This window comes from Alkalihalophilus pseudofirmus (assembly GCF_029094545.1).
Taxonomy (GTDB): Bacteria; Bacillota; Bacilli; order Bacillales; family Bacillaceae_D; genus Alkalihalophilus; species Alkalihalophilus pseudofirmus.
In genome coordinates this window covers 65,619-83,101 of sequence record NZ_CP117835.1, presented here as the reverse complement: position 1 = coordinate 83,101, position 17,483 = coordinate 65,619, and the positions used below count along the sequence as shown (strand labels likewise).

The 17,483-nt window shown below is 41.1% G+C and carries 15 protein-coding genes and 1 tRNA gene; all 16 read right to left on the bottom strand.

The window, feature by feature from the left end; translation table 11 throughout:
- Nucleotides 1–64: 64 nt before the first annotated feature.
- Entirely contained in the window at nucleotides 65–1,462 is a 1,398-nt protein-coding gene (tilS, locus tag PQ478_RS00395; protein ID WP_289235531.1) for a tRNA lysidine(34) synthetase TilS, read from the bottom strand.
- Nucleotides 1,443–1,892, bottom strand: coding sequence for a threonine/serine exporter family protein (locus tag PQ478_RS00390; protein WP_012957089.1), 450 nt, complete (start codon nucleotides 1,890–1,892; stop codon nucleotides 1,443–1,445). Before PQ478_RS00390 ends, tilS begins: the two co-directional genes overlap by 20 nt.
- Before the next feature lie 12 nt (nucleotides 1,893–1,904).
- A complete protein-coding gene (locus tag PQ478_RS00385; RefSeq protein ID WP_012957088.1) occupies nucleotides 1,905–2,654 on the bottom strand; it encodes a threonine/serine exporter family protein in 750 nt (249 codons plus the stop codon).
- A 99-nt stretch (nucleotides 2,655–2,753) separates the two neighbouring features.
- Nucleotides 2,754–3,764 (bottom strand): serine/threonine protein kinase PrkT, encoded by a 1,011-nt coding sequence (gene prkT / locus PQ478_RS00380; RefSeq protein WP_289235530.1) that lies wholly within the window; start codon nucleotides 3,762–3,764, stop codon nucleotides 2,754–2,756.
- Nucleotides 3,727–4,467 carry a vWA domain-containing protein gene (locus PQ478_RS00375; RefSeq protein ID WP_012957086.1) on the bottom strand — a complete coding sequence of 247 codons (741 nt, stop codon included), beginning with the start codon at nucleotides 4,465–4,467 and terminating at the stop codon, nucleotides 3,727–3,729. Before PQ478_RS00375 ends, prkT begins: the two co-directional genes overlap by 38 nt.
- Before the next feature lie 107 nt (nucleotides 4,468–4,574).
- Complete coding sequence (gene spoIIE, locus PQ478_RS00370; RefSeq protein ID WP_012957085.1) at nucleotides 4,575–7,067, bottom strand: stage II sporulation protein E; 2,493 nt, start codon at nucleotides 7,065–7,067, stop codon at nucleotides 4,575–4,577.
- Between the two features lie 302 nt (nucleotides 7,068–7,369).
- Nucleotides 7,370–7,446 (bottom strand) — tRNA-Met (locus PQ478_RS00365).
- 187 nt (nucleotides 7,447–7,633) lie between these two features.
- Nucleotides 7,634–8,113: a S1 domain-containing RNA-binding protein gene (locus tag PQ478_RS00360; RefSeq protein WP_012957084.1), complete on the bottom strand. Its 480-nt coding sequence runs from the start codon at nucleotides 8,111–8,113 to the stop codon at nucleotides 7,634–7,636.
- Nucleotides 8,114–8,186: 73 nt separating this feature from the next.
- Complete coding sequence (locus PQ478_RS00355) at nucleotides 8,187–8,567, bottom strand: FtsB family cell division protein (RefSeq protein WP_012957083.1); 381 nt, start codon at nucleotides 8,565–8,567, stop codon at nucleotides 8,187–8,189.
- 13 nt (nucleotides 8,568–8,580) lie between these two features.
- A complete protein-coding gene (gene yabQ / locus PQ478_RS00350) occupies nucleotides 8,581–9,162 on the bottom strand; it encodes a spore cortex biosynthesis protein YabQ (protein ID WP_289235529.1) in 582 nt (193 codons plus the stop codon).
- The gene (yabP, locus tag PQ478_RS00345; protein WP_075684063.1) at nucleotides 9,159–9,470 is read right to left on the bottom strand and encodes a sporulation protein YabP; all 312 of its coding nucleotides are present in this window, start codon (nucleotides 9,468–9,470) and stop codon (nucleotides 9,159–9,161) included. The genes yabQ and yabP overlap by 4 nt, the downstream gene beginning before the upstream one ends.
- A gap of 92 nt (nucleotides 9,471–9,562) precedes the next feature.
- On the bottom strand, nucleotides 9,563–9,835 hold the full coding sequence (locus PQ478_RS00340) for an RNA-binding S4 domain-containing protein (RefSeq protein ID WP_012957080.1): 273 nt from the start codon (nucleotides 9,833–9,835) through the stop codon (nucleotides 9,563–9,565).
- A 13-nt stretch (nucleotides 9,836–9,848) separates the two neighbouring features.
- Nucleotides 9,849–11,306 carry a bifunctional methyltransferase/pyrophosphohydrolase YabN gene (gene yabN, locus PQ478_RS00335; RefSeq protein ID WP_289235528.1) on the bottom strand — a complete coding sequence of 486 codons (1,458 nt, stop codon included), beginning with the start codon at nucleotides 11,304–11,306 and terminating at the stop codon, nucleotides 9,849–9,851.
- A gap of 12 nt (nucleotides 11,307–11,318) precedes the next feature.
- Nucleotides 11,319–12,914: a putative polysaccharide biosynthesis protein gene (locus tag PQ478_RS00330; RefSeq protein WP_289235527.1), complete on the bottom strand. Its 1,596-nt coding sequence runs from the start codon at nucleotides 12,912–12,914 to the stop codon at nucleotides 11,319–11,321.
- Nucleotides 12,915–13,094: 180 nt separating this feature from the next.
- Nucleotides 13,095–13,634: a stage V sporulation protein T gene (spoVT, locus tag PQ478_RS00325; RefSeq protein WP_012957077.1), complete on the bottom strand. Its 540-nt coding sequence runs from the start codon at nucleotides 13,632–13,634 to the stop codon at nucleotides 13,095–13,097.
- 177 nt (nucleotides 13,635–13,811) lie between these two features.
- Entirely contained in the window at nucleotides 13,812–17,354 is a 3,543-nt protein-coding gene (gene mfd / locus PQ478_RS00320; RefSeq protein WP_289235526.1) for a transcription-repair coupling factor, read from the bottom strand.
- Between the last annotated feature and the right edge of the window lie 129 nt (nucleotides 17,355–17,483).

Sequence of the window (17,483 nt, the reverse complement as noted above, 5' to 3'; positions counted from 1 at the left end):
CAATTTAAAATGCCCCTCCTGTAATGGACTTATAATCATGAAACAAAAAAAACTCATCATTTGGTCAAATACTAATACATGGTACAAATACTAATACAAGTACACGCTTCGTCTGATCCGTGATGACTGCACTTTTTGATCGATGCAAAAGAGGAACCCATAATAATTCCCCGCTTCCATCGACTAGCAAAGGCCATACCTTTCTTACCGCAGAATCCACTTTCCGGTCTATATACAGCCGGTTTACTTTTTTCGTGCCAGACATTCCTCTAAGTGAGATTCGATCACCCGGCAGTACACCTCTAATAGAAAGAGGGAATACTACCTTATCAGCATCTAAGTGAAGCATATGCTTTTGATCTTCAGGTATGTCCGAAGTCTCTAGATAATAGGAAGTGAATGTTCCGGCAGCAGTATCTGTTTTTCCCGGCACCGTTAGAGGAACAAGAGGTTGTTCTTCTTTTATTTGCGGCTTTAGGGTAAAGTGGCAGCAGTCATAGCTAAGGTATACAAAAAGACCGTTTGCTAAATGAAGTTCTTTAGACGGTTCCTGCCTGTTGAGCAAGCGGATAATCTGCTCGATATGTATAGATGTACTAGATGGTGAATTTTTCCCGTAAAGATACCTTAATATTAGATGAATCACCCTTCTTTGTAAAGGGAAGCGCAGACGTTCTGTTGCTTCAATCGAAATTGTAATGGATTGTTCACTTTTTTTGACAACAATTGACTTAAATGCCTCTTCTGCTAACTCCATTAAATAGCTCTGATCATCACGCTGCCACTCTTGAAAACGTTGCATATGAATGTGCACAGATGGGTTTTCGGACTTAATAAAGGGCATAATCTGTTGTCTGTACCGATTTCTTGTGTACTTCATTGAATGATTGCTCGAATCTATACGCGGGGTGATTCCTTCCCTCTTACAATAATGCTCGATTTCTTCTTTTGTTATTCCCAAAAACGGGCGAATTACAAACCCGTTTTGAAGAATTCTCTTCACATTAATTCCTGACGGGACAAGCAAGTTTCCTCCCCGCACCATAGTCATTAAGATCGTTTCCGTTTGATCATCACCATGATGAGCGGTAGCTATACATGAATGCGGGCGATTTTCTAACCATTCATCAAACCAATGATACCTTAGTTCGCTGGCTGCTTTTTGCGTCCCCATTTTGTTTTGTGCAGCGAATGTTTGTACATCCATTTTCTTAGTATGTAAAGGAATGTTATGCTCTGTGCAAAAATTTCGCACGTACTGCTCGTCATCAACTGATTCAGCGCCCCTCAGTTGATGATTAACATGGACAGCCTCAACTTCTATCCCGTACATCTCACGCCGTTTTATTAAGTAATGGAGAAGTGCCATAGAATCAGGACCTCCGGACACGGCAACAAAAACGGTTTGTACTTCATTTAATAGTTTATGTTTTATAATAAAATCATGAACGTCTTGATTCATACCGCTGCCCTATACCCCCTTTACCAAATGAGAAAACCGACAACGCAAACACAAGACCTGCAGCAATCGCCCCTGCTTGGAGCATCGTTTCAATTCCAAGCTGAAGTCCCTCGATGTAATTTCCATCCACAAAAGCAAGCATGGTAAAATAAGCTCGGCTTCCCGGTACGAGTGGTATAATTCCTGGAATACTAAAAGTGGTCACCGGTACTCGGTATCTTTTGGCTAAGAAATGTGAGATGGTGGCACTTACAAGTGATGCAATCGCTGTTGCAAAAATTACGGATATATCCCAGTTAGGTAAGGTAGAATAAATAAACCACGCCACAGATCCGATCAATCCGCCAAGCCAAATAACTTTATAAGGAACATTAAAGATGACTCCAAAGGCAACGGTTGCCATAAAACAAAAGATAAGTTCTACTATCATTGGTATCCCTCCTTATAACAGCAAGGCTATAGCTAATGCAATGCCTGTTGCTATTGATAATGCTGTAATCACAGCCTCTGCTCCGCGGCTGACTCCGGCTATTAAATCTCCAGACATCAAATCACGCACAGCATTTGTAAGAGGAACACCTGGGACAAGCGGCATTAACGTTCCAATAATCACTTGGTCTAAGTTTTCACCTAAGCCAAGCAACACTAGAAGAATAGCTACTGCGCCTCCCAAAAATGCAGACATAAATTCAGCAAAAAATTTGACCTTCATATACTCCTGTAATGCTACTACACTAAAGCTAGCCGCAAAGCCTGCAATAAAGGCTGGAATCGTATCAAATAAGTTCCCGCCGAATAAATACGAAAAAGCCCCTCCTGCTACACCTGAAGCAATATGTAGAAGCCATGGAGAATAATTCATCGGGGCTTTAGCAATTTCCTCTAATTTTTTATATGCCTCATCCCCGTCCAATAGGCCGCTTACGAACTCCCTCGATAATTGGTTAACAAGAGAAACCTTATTTAAATCCTGCATCCGATCATCGACACGGATCATCTGCATGACATCATTGCCTTCTACATCAAACGAAAGAAAAATTCCTGTCGTGGTGACAAAGCTATGCACATTTTTAAACCCGGCAGACTTAGCCATACGCTCAAGCGTCTCTTCTACACGGTATGTTTCTGCACCGTAAGTCAGCATGATTTCTCCAGCGAGCATACAAATGTCCATCATCCGATCTGCATTCATGCCTTGCACCCCCCGTTCTACTCAATTAGCAGCTCCAATCAGCCTTCTTCATTCAGAAGAGCTATCAGTTAATGCAAACATTAACCTCGTAAAGGAACCCTACATCATTTGTCCAAATAAGTATAGGATATATGCTAAAAGAATAAAAGAGCAGACGAGGAAGATTTCAACAAAGTAAGATGGTTTTTTCTTTTTCTGTTTTTGCATCTTCACCTGTTTTTTGACCGGCTTTTGTCTACTTCTTGATTTAGCTTTACTCCGAACAGCCGTTTTTTGTTTTGGTGCCTTATAAGAAGAAGCATTTGATACAGCTTCAACCATATCTTTTCTCATGTCGGCTGCATGAGCGTATTTACCCTGCAATGCTTTATAAATGACATGTTGATACGGGCCTAAATAGCTGCTTTGATCGACCTTTTCTTTTAACAAAACAATCGGCTTATCGCCTTTTTTATCAAATCGCTTAGGATAGGCGCAGTTTATCATAATCATAGCCACACTAAAAAGATCATAGCTCGGCTCAGCTACTCTTGTCCCGCATCCCCAATACCCACGGTCATAAAACTCTGTGTATTCTTTGATTGAACGGCCGAGTAAGGTTGTACCCCCGACATCAAGCCACCGTATACGAGCAGGCGGGCCTACTACTAGTAAATTATCAGGTTTTAAATCTCCAAAGGCCCATCCAGCTTGGTGGAGCTTATCTAAATCTCCTAACAGCTGAATGATTAAGAGACCGAACCATTCTGCCCCTTTATTGGATAAATACGTAATCAGCTCCTGGCCGTCTAAGTATTCCATCGCATAAAAAGGAAGGGTCACCCCGCCCACTACTGCATCATCTACATCTAGTAAAGAAGGTCCAAGCGTTTGTCCTTGGACCTTCTCAAAGTGCTTTAATACATTTACCTCTGATGTAATAGCCATGTTATCAATTCCTACTTTAAGAGCTACCAGCCCGTGAACCGATTCGGCCAGATATACTTTCCCAGTCGCTCCAGACCCGAGAGAACGTACGATCTTGTACCGTTCTTGATGCCATTTACCAAGCAGCCTTGTCCCGGCAGTCAGCTTATATGCCAGATTCTCTGAAGAGCTGTTCTTCATCACCAGCCATCAAACTCCTTCTTGAACCGCCTTTTGAAAACTTTTGCAATGCTGCTTGCAATGCTGGACCTGTAGGCGTAATACCGCCTGATGATAGTTTATGGAATACACCAGTAAGAGACTGAAGCTGAGGTGTCCAATCTAGTAAACGGTCAACCTCACGTCTTTTCCCGGGAAATGCATAAAGTGCAAATCGATTTTCACCCATACGTGATGTGAGGCTGATAGAAAGATCTGTTAAAGCCTCTTGAACCATTGGCAGTTTATTATTCATACTTGCACTCGTATCTACTAAAATAAGAACATCCAGATGAATGGTTTCTCCTAATTCATCTACCACTTCCATTACTTGACCTCTTTTTTCGGGAGAGAGATCTTCCATTTCTTGGTCTTTACCTAAAATCTGCTGCAGCTCTTTATTTACTACCCCGTGTAAGGTTTGAGTCATCGCTTTTCTAGTCACCATCTGGACGGTTTTTGCGAGCTGCTTTGCATAGACAATTTGGCTGACCCCGCCACCCGCCAGGGCAATTGCTTCAATTTCATCAATTCCTTGTTTATTTAAATGATTCTCATCTACTACCCCAATTACATTCACCGTAATACCTTGCTCTTTAGCAAGCGCCGCAATAGCAACTGGATCTTCTCCTTGATTTGAGTGACCATCTGTTAACAATAAAATTTGCTTTAACGTACCTCTACTCAAAACTGATCCCCTCCAAGTAAACTGAATGTTACCATCATTCACCACCTGAAGAGGATTTATACGTTTAGTATTTATTAAATTGGGGAATATTACCTCTGCCTGAGATGTTATGCTCTCTTTCTTAATAACTTAGGAGACTTATAGAGCGGAATGGCTGCCCACTTCGGTGTATTGCGCTTCACTTCCGCTACAATAATAGTCATATCATCTTCAATCATCCCTCGGCCAGATCGTATGACTTTTTCTAACATGACATCAGCTACTTGCTGAGGATCCGTTGTATCAAGCTCATTTATCATGCGTCTAACCCACATTTCTTTGTTTTCTACATGCTTTGGCGCTTCAAATATTCCATCACTCATCATAATTAATAGATCTCCTGGCTTTAACTGCTCACTTACGACATCCACATCAAACTCTTGAATAATACCCATGGGCAGATTGCTTGCCTCAATTTTAATGACTTTATCTCCTCTCTTAATAAAGCTTGGAATGGATCCTATTTTCAAGAAACGTGCGGTAGCATCTTGTAAGTCAATCATAGCTAAGTCGAGGGTGGAAAAGATCTCATCTGTTGTTCTCAGTGATAAAACTGAGTTCACTGACTTTATCGCAACGGTCTCTTCAATCCCTGATTGCAGGACCTTCTGCAGCAACTGAAGCGTTTCATTACTCTCTAGGTGAGCACGCTCTCCATTTCCCATTCCGTCACTAATAGCTATCGCGTATTTTCCGGCGCCAAGCTCAATTGTAGAATAACTGTCTCCAGAGACGTATGCTCCCCCTTTAGCTACATTTGCAATTCCTGTTTCTATGACAAATTTTTTCGCGGAACTAAATGAAATATGACTATAACCATTCGGGTAATAGGACGCCTGCTCTGCTTTTACGACAATCGTTTCTTTTAATAGATCAGAAAGCATTGGGGCAATAATCTTCTCTGCTTGTCCATGTCCCTGATCAAAAGAAATGCTCATTTCAATCTCAATATTCCCTTTCTCTAGATTATAGATATCAATATGGCCAACTTCGAGGCCGACCCCTCTTAGTGCTTCTAGCATTTGCTCTTCTTGATGATGATGGGCCTGCTTTTCCTTTTGAATTTCTTTTGCAAAATCACCCATAACTCTCGAGACGCCTAACAGTTGGTCTGCTACTAGCTTACGGCTCTCAAGTACTTGTCTTTTTAACTTTTGATTCGCTTGGAAGTGACCATGTTCATGTTCAATGGCTTGAATGACCTTCTCTGGTTTGATGCACTGCTTTTTCCATTCTGATAAAAGCAGCTGACTTGTCACTTCACCACGCTCCTCGGTTTCTTTCATAAGCTTTTGCATAGACTCATAAGTGGAAGAGAAGTTCTGCACCCAGCACTTTTCTTTTTTGAAGCATGTTTGACATGTTTTTTCTGTTACATTACTTAAGAAGTAGTCAACCTCCCTCTCTGCATCTTCTGGAATATCCGTATCAGGTGAAGTTTGGAAGCTTTGTGATAGTGTTTGAAAAAGTGTAGAGAACTGTTCCACTCTGCCTGCTGTTACATCTCTAATTTTTCGCAAATATTGCTGCTGCTCTTTGGAGTACTCAGTTGTGCCTGGAATATATCTCGCCAGCTTGCCGATAAGATCTCTTGGTGTGAGCATAAATATTGCAATTGCGGCAAGAGATTCGAGCAAAGTGACTCCTAGATTCGTACCCCCTTCTCCGTATAGTCCAATTAATAAGGTACCAACTAATAACCCTATACCGACTCCAATCTTTTTGCCGTCTTTTAATAACCCGCCAAGCAAGCCAGAAAATGCAAGTAAGCTCATTTGATACAAGCTTGCCACACTAGCGAGGCTTAATATTAAACCTGTTACGACACCAACAGTCGACCCAATTGCTGCACCACCTACAAAAGCAAAAATTAACACAAGATAGCGAGCTAATACATGTTCCACTGTTACATCATAAATGACCCAGCCAACCGTCCCTGTCATAACAGATGCTAATAAGATAATTAAACAGACAATCTCTTCATTTCGAAGCGGCTGCTTCACTTTTCTTGATGTGACTAGAGGTACACTTTGCAGGAAAATCATAGTAAGAATAAAACTGAGCCCAGCTTCAACTGTTGCCATCATAAGAGCATAATTAGTAATCGTTCCTTCTAAGATAAACACTAAACCCAGCCTCGCTGTCATACTTGCTGCAAACACCGTATACGGCAAAGCTTTTGTCGTTTTATCTACATACCTCCCAACCACTTTTTGCATCAGAACATATAAGAAGATCGCTACGATGACAAAGGCAATGCTGCCATGGTAACTCGTTAGCGCCCCAGCCATTAATGCTAGAGCAGCGATACCCGCCTTCTCTCGTTTCAACATATATACAGCAGCTAAAAACGGAAGAACAAACGGTGTCAGTTCAGATAAAATCATGGCTCGTCCAAGTAAAAAACCTACAACCGCAACGAGCAGGCCCCATTGGTAAAAAATCGCTTGCGTCGTCTTGCCGGCTTTTGTGAGCATTCCACTCGTAAAACTGATTAATCTTTCGTGAACCATTACACTGCGAGCAGGTTCAATCATTTCTTTAGCCGCCTTCCTTATCATCATACCCACCACCCATATTAGAATCGTGGTTTCATTATAAACAGAATAGTCTTTCATTTTTTGTCATATTAAGGTTTGGCAAGAAAAGAATCGTTCGACTTAATTCTGCTAAAAGAGGATTAAATACAACAGGTTTAAGCAAAATGAACAGGATAAATCACTCATTTGCTAGGAGATGGGGGGATATGCTGAAGAAAGATGAGGAAAAGTTCTTTGTTTAAAATGGTTCTATTGGGAAACTGCCCACTTACGAGAGCACAAAAAAACTTGAATCTGAATAGATCCAAGTTTGAATATGTATATGGTAGCGGCGGAGGGAGTCGAACCCACGACCTCACGGGTATGAACCGTACGCTCTAGCCAGCTGAGCTACACCGCCATATATTGTGTGTCATCAACGTGTCATTAACGACAAGTATTACTATACACCCTTCTTTTAAAAGAGTCAACCCATTTAAATCATTTTTTTATATTCTTTTTTAGACCAGTCTATACAACGTTCTATGAAAAATAAAAGACAAGCATTTCTGCTTGTCTTTTATTTGTATAAAGAAGCTGACAGCAAGTTAACCACGGCGAGCGCCACGACCGCCACGCTTAGACTCCGTTTGACGCTTGATGGTTGAAAGACGCTCCTCACTATCTTTTAAGAAACGACTCATTTTATCTTCAAATGATGGTGCTGGTCTGCTGTTTGTCCGAGGACCGCGATTTCCACCTTGTGGACCTCTTCCGCCGCCTTGCGGACGCGGCGGACGTCCTGATGGGCTTGGACGACTAGGACGTGCAGGTCTTTCGGAACCTTCCGGACGGTCTTTTGCTTTACGAATGGATAAACCGATCTTTCCATCCTTCTCCACATTTACAACCTTAACTGTAACTTCTTCTCCAACCTTTAAAAACTCATTAATATCCTTAACGTAATTATCAGCAACTTCACTGATGTGTACAAGGCCGGTAGAACCACCCGGTAACTCAACAAACGCTCCAAAATTTGTAATTCCAGTAACCTTACCCTGCAACTTGCTGCCTACTTCAATTGACATGAAAAAATAGATCCTCCTTAAGAAATCTGTAAATATTCGTTTCCTACATTATACCCGAATGAAAAAAAAGGTGTCAATCAGCTGAAGAATCTGGAAGTTTAAACAATGTTTCCCCAGGCTTGGACAAATAATAATCCCTTCTCGCAATCTCTGCTATATAGTCCAGATCATTATAGTTAATGATTTCTTGTTCAAGTCTCTTTTCCTCTGCTTTCAATAACTCAAGCTCTTGTTCAAGAGCCTGCTTTTCTTCTTGTTTTTCATTTATGGTTGATGCTTGGGCATAAAATGTCACAGATGCAATTCCAGCGAGTATAAATCCGAAAATACCCAGCACACTTAATCTACGAATCAACCCTCTGCGTTTCTTTGCTTGAAACTCAAGTTCCTGCTCCCGCTTTTCAATGTACTGTGAATCCATTTCTCGCACGGTTGACGAACGCTTTGTGACCATTTTTATCCCCTCCTTACTCTTTCTTTTTCCGCATCGCCTTTATATATTCCTTTATTTTCAAAAAATAAGGCGAAAGTTTTTTATAAGCTCTATCTATTCGTGTGGCTTTTCCGATTAAACGCAAGGCCCATCTTAACGGCCTCCAGATGATTCTGAAGATAAATAAAAAGATAGCCACAATAGCAGTTACTACCATCATACCTAACGTATAAAGCAGTTTCAATACGTACTTTATAGGAACAATAAGTAGGATATTGAACAAATTTGTGACAAACCGGTAAAAAGCAATAGATAAACGAATAATTACTTCTAATAAGCGCTGATAAGTGTTCTGAAGCAGCGCTTTATAGCAGGCGTAGCCGCATAAAATAGCTAAAAATACATAAAACCTGACTTCACCATGATTTGATTCAAGGAGTACATAAAAAACGATCAGCCCTTGAATCAGCCAAAATAATACATCTTTTAAGGCCGTCAACCAGTGAAAGGAGCGTCGTTTTCGAAGGAAGCGTCCATACGTATCAATCGCTGCACCGAGCCAAATGCCCATCGCAGCCATTGATACCATTGTGTAAAATTGAACCGTCAGACTCACTTGAATAGCTTCCCAAAGAACCCTTTGGATTTATCTTGCTGGCTCTGATCAAGATAGACAAAGTCATCAATTTTCCCTTCGATGGACACAAGACCGAGTTCAACATTAAGGTTTTTCATATGAAGATTACGCCCTCTAACTGATAAAAATCCCATTACTGTTTCCAACAGAAACTCTTCATTATCAAAGCTCTCTACTTGTTTTACACCAGTAATATCTAATTGTTTTCTCCCGCGCAGGGTAATATCATGATCATTATTCTTTCTTTCCCGCCCCATTGGAGTTCCAAACTCATATTGTTCCGTCATTTTATCTTCCCCTCTCTGTTCTTTACCACATGTGTATGAACAGAGCAAATAAAATAGAACAAGCTCCTATTACGGGGCTTGTTCCTACTTTCTTACAGTGAGTGATTATCTTTTAAAGATTCTTCTTTTACTATCGTATACATGGAACCTGCCTCTTCTTTACGGCTCGTTTCTTTAACTTCATTAATTTCTACCGTTACTAGCTTCTGACCGAACCTAACTACCAGTTCATCTCCAGCCTTCACATTTGACCCTGCTTTCGCTTGCTGGCCATTTATGCTGATTCGGCCTTGGTCACATACTTCTTTAGCTAGTGTGCGTCGTTTAATTAAACGAGATACTTTCAAAAATTTATCTAGTCTCATATGTGTCTCTCCCCTATTTATAAGTAGATTTAGATTCGTCCCAAAGCTGATCAAGCTCTTCTAACGTGCAATCTGTCATTTCTTTGTTCGTATTCTTCACCTGCTGTTCAATGTAAGTAAAACGATTTTTAAATTTTTGATTTGTTAAGCGCAGTGCTTCTTCTGAATTTATTTTATAAAAGCGCGCGATATTAACAATCACAAACAAAATATCACCCAGCTCTTTTTCCATATTTTCTTTATCGCCTGCACCCACTTCTTCACGGAATTCGGCAAGCTCTTCAGTAAGCTTATCCCACATCGGCTGAACATCATCCCAATCAAAACCTACACGGGCTGCTTTTTTCTGAAGCTGATCTGCTGTCATCAGAGACGGCAGACCTTTTGGAATCCCATCTAGCATGCTCTCTTCTTTGTTCCCTTTTTCAGCCTTCTTAATCTCTTCCCAATTTGCAAGCACAGCTTCTGCATCTTCTGCACGCTCATTTCCAAATACATGCGGATGGCGGCGAATCATTTTCTCTGTAGTTGATTCGATGATATCACCGATAGAGAACCAGCCTTCATCTTCTCCAATTTGAGCATGAAGCATGACTTGCAAAAGGACATCTCCAAGCTCTTCAATAAGATGATCATCATCCTCTTCATCAATCGCTTCTAGCACCTCGTACGCTTCTTCAATGAGGTACTTCTTTAATGATTGATGCGTCTGTTTTTTATCCCACGGGCACCCATCTGGTCCTCTGAGTGCCGCTATGACTTCACGTAATCTTGTAAACTCTGCAGCCAGTAAGGCCCCATCTTTAACAGGGGGCACGTAGACCGCAGTTAAATTATTTAATGTGGTTGCATGATCTAGTTCATATAAAGGAACCTTAGTCAGTTGTTCTTTAGCTGATCCGACTGCTGTTGCAATAACGACTTCATAATCATCAGGCAGTCGCTCCATTAATGTTAATTTCACATCAGATGCAATCATCGAATCATATACTTGGACAATAATGATGTGGTGAGTCAGTTCAAGCTCATCTCGATTTAGTGCCGTTCCATCAACGATCTGACACCCTTCAATCGGATCAATTTTAAGAGCATTATACATCGGGTCAAGAAAGCTTTGCCCGCCTAAAAATTCAAGATGGATCTCTTTATCCTTCGTTTCATCGAGTAATAATTGGATCGTCCTCTCAGCGACAAAGGGATGCCCCGGCACTGCATAAGTAATAGATCCTTCTGATGCGGCCTCTATAAGCTGCGCAGTGATGCTTCGGTATACATCTTCAAATTGATCAAACTGCTCATATACATGATCAAACGATTGAAACGTAACACCTTCATGACGCAGCTCGCCTAAAACAGGATGGTCTTCTGTGCGGACATACAGCACTTCTGCTTGCTTCAAGTGACGATACACCCCAAGCGGCATCTGCTCTAAATCTCCCGCTCCGAGCCCTATAATATTAATTGTACTCATGTCTTATCCCTCTTATCTTCTGCGCACCTTTAAGCGCAGCTTATTTAATTTCGGTACAGCCTGCCATTCTTCCTCCTTAAGAATCGGTAAAAAGAAGAAGTACCACCCGATCACTGCACCTCCAGCCATCACGGTTGATAAGGCGACTGCAGCTGCTTGAATTCTGCTTCCTTCCATATCAAACAGGTAAGATACCAATCCACCCCATATAAACGTTACGACAATAAGCAAAATCATTGCGCCAAAAAACAGCCAGTAGTACTGATTCGATCTTATGACAAAGCCTTCAAGCTTTCTAATTATTACCAATTGAACAAGCGCCATGCATGCAATAGCTGCAACCGTTGACACGGCACTTCCTAGCGTTCCTATAACAGGGACCAAAAGAATATTAAGCCCAAGCTTCACGAGAATACCAAGGCCCATAACCCAAGCTGGTATATGAACATAACCATATCCTTGCAAGATGGCAGCCGTTGTTAAATAAATCGAGCTAAAGAATATAGCGAAGGCTAAAACAGCCAAAACTTCAGAACCACGGGAATTACCATATAACATAATATTAGCCGGTTCAATGATCATAAAAAGTCCGATAGAAGCTGCTCCGCCGATAAATAACGTTAACCGCATAGCTAAATCACGGTAAAGACCTGCTTTTTCTCTTTCCTTTGCGGCGATTGCTTGTGCGATCAGCGGCACGAGAGCCAATGAGAATGTGGTTGTCACAATGGTCCCAAGCTGTAATAACGGCTGCCCGCGATCATACACTCCTTTAGCAGCATAGGCATGCTCTCCTATTAATCCAAAGTTTTGAAGGAGTGGAATCATCGTAAAGGCATCAATAAATTGAATAAAAATAAATAATAGCGCACTGATACAAATGAAAATACCTTGTTTAAAAAGCAAGGAGTGGATGGATAACACTTCCTTGAGTGATGCCCCACTCACCTTCAGCCATTCCGTCCAAGCGATAGATTTTGATAAGAAAATAATTACAATCACACCAACAACTCCCCCGATTAAGGACCCATATACTGCCCCTTTGCCTGCATCATACGGGTTAGCCGTTTGACTCATAATCACGACAACAAAAATAATAATCATCGCAACTCGGACAAACTGTTCGCTGATGTGAGAGATCGCTGTCGGAAGCAATTCACGCCTTGCTTGGTGAAGGCCTCTTCCTACACTTAAAAAAGGAATAAACCAAAATGTTAAACTCACTGCACGCAGCGGTGCAGTTAATTGCGTATCTCCCATAACTTGCGCTAACAGCGGTGCACTAAAGTACATAGCAGCCCACGCTGCTGCAGCTAGAACGAGTAAGCCATAAAAGGAAACCGCCACTGTCAGCCTCGCCCTCTGTACTTGTCCTGCTGCTTCTAGTTCAGCCACTCGTTTTGAGATGACCACCGGAAATCCATACATAGACAAAAGCATGACCAAACCATAAAAAGGATAAAGCTGCTGATACACATAAAATCCAATATCACCCGCTATATTTTGATAGGGGATTCTATACCCTGCGCTCAATATTTTCGCAAACAAAGCAGCAGCAGATAACGCCATCGCACCTTTAATCAGCTGATGGCTTTGTTCTTGTTGCAAATGTTGTCCTCCTCCACTTATATACCTTTCCTTATCATAATAAAATTGGGGAATGAAACCAAGTATTACCCCGCATATTTTACGGTTAGTGAATTAAGGTTAGTGGTTTAAGATTAATGAATTTAAGGTTAATGAAAAGGAAAAAGCTTGTCCTCCCATACAGGAGACAAGCTTTGACTTTTAATGTTCCATTTGACGAGCTAAAAAGCTAGCTGCAGTCTCTGCAAGCTTTTGTTCTAGCGATCCATTCAAGCTTTGTTCTTTATTGAAAATAACAACAGCCCCAATAGGATCTCCATTTGCAATAATCGGAGCCACGACAAATCCTTTAAGACTGTCAGTATGATCTCCAACTAAGTTGTACTCACCAGAGTTAGCTTCAAGCTTAGACTTTCGGTCATCCATTGCCATCTCGACAATTTCTCCGATTGCTTTATTAGAGAACTCTTTTTTCGATGCGCCTGCCACCGCGATATATGTATCACGATCAGCGATCAACACATGGTGATTTAGGCTGTCATACAACGCCTCTGCGTACTCTTTTGCAAAATCACCAAGCTCTGAGATCGGAGAATACTTTTTCAAGATGACTTCTCCGTCACGATCAACAAAGATCTCAAGAGGATCTCCTTCACGGATACGAAGGGTTCTGCGGATTTCTTTCGGGATTACGACACGACCTAAATCATCAATACGTCGTACTATGCCAGTTGCTTTCATGCTGCTGTGCCCCACTTTCTGAAGATGTAATAGTCTTGATGTGTCTACGTTTAAAAGTGTGAAATCATCGCTTCATACTACTATTATCCGTTTAATAAAAAGAACTATTCACCAATTCAAGAATTTGTTTACCTCTATTGCTTACATCTTCATCGAAAGTAAGGGCACACCCATTTTTTAAACCGTATTACTTGTTGTTTGCTTTCTGCTCTTTGGAATGCTTTGCAGGATTGATTCAACTTTACTGATTAGCTTTTCATCGTCGATATTTTTTGTTTTAATGACAAATTTAATTTTTTCACCAGACGTACCAAGAGTTACCTCTCTGCCTAAGGTATGCGCCATTTCAAATAACATCGCCCCGTCCATCTCTTCTGATGTTTCAGGCGAGAATAAAATATCGATTTGATTTTTCGCTTCTACAATCGATTCGACTCGCTCCTTAGTGGCACGCAGCTTGATTTCTGTGAGACGCAGGAGATACTCAACCTGCTTTGGATATTCGCCGAAACGATCAAACATTTCATCTTTTAAATCAGCGAGATCTTCTATTGTCTCACAGCCTTTAAATCGTTTATACATTTCAATTTTCTGCTTAGCATCTTGAATATAGCTCTCTGGTATATAAGCATCCACTTTAATATCCATCTCAACTTGGAATGGAGGCTCTTTCGGTTTATCCCCTTTACGCTCTTCAATCGCTTCTTTAAGCATTTGAGAGTACAAGTCAAACCCGACCGATTCAATAAAGCCATGCTGCTGTGCACCAAGCAGGTTACCAGCTCCGCGGATCGTTAAATCGCGCATGGCAATTTTAAATCCTGACCCAAGTTCTGTGAACTCTTTAATGGCTTGGAGTCTTTTTTCAGCGACCTCAGTCAGCACTTTGTCACGCTGATACGTAAAGTACGCATAAGCAACTCGGTTAGAACGTCCAACCCGCCCTCTAATTTGATAAAGCTGTGAAAGTCCCATTTTATCTGCGTCATTGATGATCAGCGTATTTACATTCGGGATATCTACTCCCGTTTCAATAATTGTGGTTGTGACAAGAACATCGCTGTTTCCTTCTAAGAAATCAAGCATAATAGACTCAAGTTCCCGTTCATTCATCTGACCGTGGGCAAACGACACTTTTGCATCAGGAACAAGCATCGAGATCTGTTCTGTCATCCGCTCAATATCTTCAACTCTGTTGTAGAGGAAATACACTTGACCGCCTCGCGTTAATTCACGCTCAATAGCTTCCCTGATAAGCGAGGCATTATATTCGACCACATACGTTTGAACCGGAAAGCGGTTCTCAGGCGGTGTCTCAATAACGGATAAATCACGAACTCCAAGCATGGACATATGGAGCGTACGCGGTATAGGTGTCGCTGTTAATGTAAGAACATCAATATTTGCCTTCAATTGTTTAATCTTTTCTTTATGAGTGACCCCAAAGCGCTGTTCTTCATCAACAATTAGAAGACCGAGATCTTTAAAAACAATATCTTTTGAAAGCAGACGGTGTGTACCAACGATTAAATCAACAGAACCTGCTTTCAAGCCTTTCAGCGTCTCTGTTTGTTCTTTTCTTGAGCGAAAACGGCTAAGGACTCCAATATTAATTGGAAAATCAGAAAATCGTTCTTTAATCGTTTCGTAATGCTGTTGAGCTAAAATGGTGGTAGGAACTAATATAGCTACCTGTTTGCCATCCATAATGGCTTTAAAAGCAGCTCGTATAGCAACTTCAGTCTTCCCATACCCTACATCCCCGCACAACAGGCGGTCCATCGGTCTTTCTTTTTCCATATCTTCTTTAATTTCTTCCACTGCTCTGATTTGATCTTCCGTTTCTTGATATGGAAATGTTCCTTCAAAATCAGCTTGTTCAGCCCCATCTTTTGAGTAGGCATAGCCCTTGCTTGCTTCACGTTCGGCATATAATTTAATTAAATCATCCGCTATGTCTTCGACTGAAGATTGAACTCGCTTCTTCACTTTCTTCCAGTCATTTCCGCCCAGTGCATAAATTTTAGGATCTTTTTCTTCTGACCCTACATACTTTTGCACTTGATCAATTTGCTCAACAGGTACGTAAAGTTTATCATCACCAGCGTAACGCAAGTGCAGATAGTCTTTGTGCAGGCCGTTGATTTCAAGCGTTTCAACACCTAAATATTTACCGATCCCGTGGTTCGTATGAACGACTAAATCTCCGACCTTTAATTCGGAGTAGCTTTTAATACGCTCTGCATTTGATAACTTTTGCTTATTACGCTGTACACGTTTTTTCTGCTTGGCGTATACTTCTTCCTCAGTAATGACGACAAGCTTATGAGACGGCAGCTCAAAACCACTGTTTAACTGGCCAACCATTAAGTGAACCGTATTTTCAGTAAGCTCCGTCGCCCTCTCTACTACATGAGCGTCTATCCCTTCTTCATCTAAGTTTAATGCAAGTCGTTGCGCACGGTCTTTAGAGCCCGCTAAAAATACAATCGCATAGCCGGATTTTTGCCAGCGCTTTACTTCTGATTGCAGAAGCTGCATTTGCCCATGAAAGTTTTGCATCGATTTACACGTGAAATTCACCACATTTTCTGGGCTCGTTGATGGAATGTGCTTTAAGAATAACGATAAATAAACAATCGAATGAGAAGACTTTTTCATACCCTCTAGTGCATCTAGTGACATTGTTGCTTCATGTACTGTCTCTCCCTGCGCTAGGAGGGCCGTGCTCCATTCTGCTTCTTCTTTCTCTAAGTTGTCTGCCATCTCTTTAACCCGGCTCATCTCATCAATAATAATCAATGCATCATCTGGCAGATAAGAGAGTAACGTACTCTTTACCTCATAGTAAAAAGACATGTATTTATACATACCTTGGAAGCTCGAGCGCTGTTTGAGCTGACCAATTTCATAAGAAATATTTTGAGACAGCTTTTCTTTAGTTTGTTTAGCTTTTACTTTCTTTAAGGTAGCTGACAGCTGTTCTTGGAGCCTGTTAGCTGCGTGTTGGTAATGCTGATCTTGTAAAATAACCTCTTCGGCTGGTCCGATGGTGATTTCTTTCAATTCTTTTTCAGAGCGCTGCGTTTCAATGAGAAACGTTCTGATTGAATCAATTTCAGTATCAAATAATTCGACACGGATAGGGTTTGATTCAGTTAAAGGATAAATATCAATAATGCCCCCTCGCACACTGAACTCTCCTGGAGATGACACCATATCCACACGCTCAAACCCCATCATAACCAATTTTGTAATCACATTATGGATCTCGCCGATATCCCGGCCAACAGAGATATTTAATTGGCTGTCCTTCCATAAGTAAGTTGGAGGCAGCAACCTTCTTATCCCTGCTAAAGGAACAATGATAATCCCTTCAAAGCCAGCTACTAATTTATTTAATACGTCTAAACGCTGTGATTTCATTTCAGGACTAGCAATGGCAATTTCCGAGGAAATAAGCTCATTAACTGGATAAAGATGAACGTCCTCTTCTCCTACTAAGTCAATTAAATCCTCATACACCTTCTGTGCTTGAAAAAGATTATGAGTAATGATTACTTGCGTCTTTTTCGTTTCCTTGTATAAAGCAGCCATTAACAGCGTCCGGCTAGAACCTGTTAAGCCTGAGAGCAGCTGCTCTTTCATTCCAGCTTCAACACTAGATGAAACCGCTTTAACCTCATCATTTACTAGAAAATACTTTTGCAATCCTAACATGTTGTTCCCCCTGTTATTCAACACCTATTCTACTTTGTTTATTGCTACTCTGCCTTTTTAAGTAGTATGACAAAACAAATCAACTTTTTTGTCTTTAGCAGACTTTCATTTTCATATAAGCATACCAAT

What these genes read in the sequence shown, in the direction of transcription:
- yabN (WP_289235528.1), bottom strand. Translation starts at nt 11,306, where the DNA reads ATGAGTACAATTAATATTATAGGGCTCGGAGCGGGAGATTTAGAGCAG.
- yabP (WP_075684063.1), bottom strand. Translation starts at nt 9,470, where the DNA reads ATGACGGAACAATATGAGTTTGGAACTCCAATGGGGCGGGAAAGAAAG.
- spoIIE (WP_012957085.1), bottom strand. Translation starts at nt 7,067, where the DNA reads ATGATAAGGAAGGCGGCTAAAGAAATGATTGAACCTGCTCGCAGTGTA.
- PQ478_RS00385 (WP_012957088.1), bottom strand. Translation starts at nt 2,654, where the DNA reads ATGAATGCAGATCGGATGATGGACATTTGTATGCTCGCTGGAGAAATC.
- PQ478_RS00390 (WP_012957089.1), bottom strand. Translation starts at nt 1,892, where the DNA reads ATGATAGTAGAACTTATCTTTTGTTTTATGGCAACCGTTGCCTTTGGA.
- PQ478_RS00355 (WP_012957083.1), bottom strand. Translation starts at nt 8,567, where the DNA reads ATGGTCACAAAGCGTTCGTCAACCGTGCGAGAAATGGATTCACAGTAC.
- tilS (WP_289235531.1), bottom strand. Translation starts at nt 1,462, where the DNA reads ATGAATCAAGACGTTCATGATTTTATTATAAAACATAAACTATTAAAT.
- PQ478_RS00360 (WP_012957084.1), bottom strand. Translation starts at nt 8,113, where the DNA reads ATGTCAATTGAAGTAGGCAGCAAGTTGCAGGGTAAGGTTACTGGAATT.
- spoVT (WP_012957077.1), bottom strand. Translation starts at nt 13,634, where the DNA reads ATGAAAGCAACTGGCATAGTACGACGTATTGATGATTTAGGTCGTGTC.
- mfd (WP_289235526.1), bottom strand. Translation starts at nt 17,354, where the DNA reads ATGTTAGGATTGCAAAAGTATTTTCTAGTAAATGATGAGGTTAAAGCG.
- PQ478_RS00340 (WP_012957080.1), bottom strand. Translation starts at nt 9,835, where the DNA reads ATGAGACTAGATAAATTTTTGAAAGTATCTCGTTTAATTAAACGACGC.